Raw genomic sequence first — 2,317 nt, 5'->3', positions numbered from 1 at the left:
CCATCGCGGCGATCGAGGTCTTCATGTCGGCCGCGCCGCGCCCGTAGAGCTTGCCGTCGCGGTGCGTCGGCACGAACGGGTCGCTCTGCCACTGCGCGAGCGGGCCGGTGGGCACCACGTCGGTGTGGCCGGCGAACATCAGCAGCTTGCCGCCGCTTTTGCCGGATCCCTGGCCACGGCGCACCGCCCACAGGTTGGTGACGCGGAAATCGGCCGGGCCGCTCTCGATCGTCTCGCACTCGAAGCCGAGCGGCGCGAGCCGTTCGATGAGCAGCGCCTGGCAGCCGCCGTCGTCGGGGGTGACGGAGCGGCGGCTGATCAGGGCCTCGGTGAGCTGCAGGGTCGCGAACATCGGGAATCAGGAACGGAGATCAGAAGCGAGTCGAAAACCCGGTGTTGCGGTCGTCGTGCACGTCCAGCGTGATCTCGGTGAAGGTCGGCTGGTCGTCGGTCTCTTCCTTCTTCGGGACCTGGCGCGACACCGGTTCGGTGTCGTTCGCCAGGCGCCACATCAGGTTGGTCGGCGAGTCGGAGAACGCGAGGCCCTCGTCGCGCGTGATCACGCCTTCGGTGATCAGGCGGGCGAGGTCGGACTCGAAGSTCTGYGAGCCTTCGGCCATSGATTTCTCCATCGCTTCCTTGACGCCGTTGAAGTCGCCCTGCTCGATCAGCTCGGACACGAGCTTGGTGTTCAGCAGCACCTCGACGGCCGGGCGGCGCCCGCCGGCGGTCGCGCGCACCAGCCGCTGCGAGACGACCGCGCGCAGGCCGGCGGCCAGGTCGGCCAGCAGCGCGGGGCGCGATTCGGGCGAGTAGAACGACAGGATCCGGCCGAGCGCGTGGTAGCTGTTGTTCGCGTGCAGCGTCGACACCACCAGGTGGCCCGACAGCGCGTACGAGATCGCCATCGTCATCGTCTCGCGGTCGCGGATCTCGCCGATGTAGATGCAGTCGGGGGCCTGGCGCAGCGCGTTCTTCAGCGCGACCTGCAGCGATTGCGTGTCGCGGCCGACCTCGCGCTGGTTCACGACCGAGCGCTTGTTGCTGAACATGAACTCGATCGGGTCCTCGATGGTCAGGATGTGGCCGGCCATCTGCTGGTTGCGCTGTTCCAGCATCGACGCGAGCGTGGTGCTCTTGCCGGTGCCGGTGGCGCCCACCATCAGGATCAGGCCGCGCTTCTCGAGCACCAGCGTGTTCAGCACCTGCGGCAGGTTCAGGGTGCCGAGTGCCGGGATGTCGTGCGGGATGCAGCGGAACACCGCGGCGATCGAGCCGCGCTGGCGGAACGCGCTGAGCCGGAAGCTGCCGACGCCCGACAGCCCGATGCCCACGTTCAGCTCGCCGGTGTCTTCCAGGTCTTCGAGCTGGGTCGGCGTGAGCAGCTCGGCCAGCAGCTGGCGGGGCTGGGTGGCGGTGAGCGGCTGGTCGCTCAGCTGCAGGATCTGGCCGTTGATCTTGATCAGGATCGGCGTGTTGGCCGACAGGTAGACGTCGGAGGCGCCCTTGTCGGCCATCAGCCGCAGCACGCGTTCCATGTTGCCGCCGTTGGAGGCTGCTGTCATCGCTGTGTCCTTTCGGGACCTTGTTGAACGGAAGAAGGCATCATGGCACGCCGGCCGGCGGGTTCAGGGGTCAGGCGCGCAACAGTTCGTTGATGCTGGTTTTCGCGCGGGTTTGCGCGTCGACGCGCTTGACGATGACGGCGCAGTACAGGCTGTACTTGCCGTCGGCGCTGGGCAGGTTGCCGCTGACCACCACCGAGCCGGCCGGGATGCGGCCATAGGTGACTTCGCCGGTCGCGCGGTCGTAGATCTTGGTGCTCTGGCCGATGTAGACGCCCATCGAGATGACCGAGTTCTCCTCGACGATCACGCCTTCGACCACCTCGGAGCGGGCGCCGATGAAGCAGTTGTCCTCGATGATGGTCGGGTTGGCCTGCAGCGGCTCCAGCACGCCGCCGATGCCGACGCCGCCCGACAGGTGCACGTTCTTGCCGATCTGGGCGCACGAGCCGACGGTGGCCCAGGTGTCGACCATCGTGCCTTCGTCGACGTAGGCGCCGATGTTGACGTACGACGGCATCAGGATCACGTTCTTCGCGAGGTAGCTGCCGTGGCGCGCGACGGCCGGCGGCACCACGCGCACGCCGGCGGCACGCACTTCCTCATCGCTGATGTGCGAGAACTTGGTCTTGACCTTGTCGAAGAAGGTCAGTTCGCCGGCATGCATCAGTTGGTTGTCGTTCAGGCGGAACGACAGCAGCACCGCCTTCTTGACCCACTGGTTGACCTTCCACTGGCCGACGCTCTCGCGC

General features: G+C 67.2%; 3 protein-coding genes. All 3 read right to left on the bottom strand.

Features of this window, described 5'->3' with window-relative positions; genetic code table 11:
- Positions 1–352, bottom strand: a 352-nt coding sequence (locus AC1D15_RS27690) for a M20/M25/M40 family metallo-hydrolase (protein WP_477828531.1), incomplete at its 3' end; no start/stop codon positions are given.
- A 19-nt stretch (positions 353–371) separates the two neighbouring features.
- On the bottom strand, positions 372–1,565 hold the full coding sequence (locus AC1D15_RS27685) for a PilT/PilU family type 4a pilus ATPase (protein WP_477828530.1): 1,194 nt from the start codon (positions 1,563–1,565) through the stop codon (positions 372–374).
- Between the two features lie 70 nt (positions 1,566–1,635).
- The coding region (dapD, locus tag AC1D15_RS27680; protein WP_477828529.1) for a 2,3,4,5-tetrahydropyridine-2,6-dicarboxylate N-succinyltransferase at positions 1,636–2,317 on the bottom strand (682 nt) is incomplete at its 5' end.

It is taken from the genome of Rhizobacter sp. P2_H2 (assembly GCF_056403375.1).
Note: the sequence above shows the minus strand (reverse complement) of the source record. Positions and strands in the feature narration are given on the sequence as shown.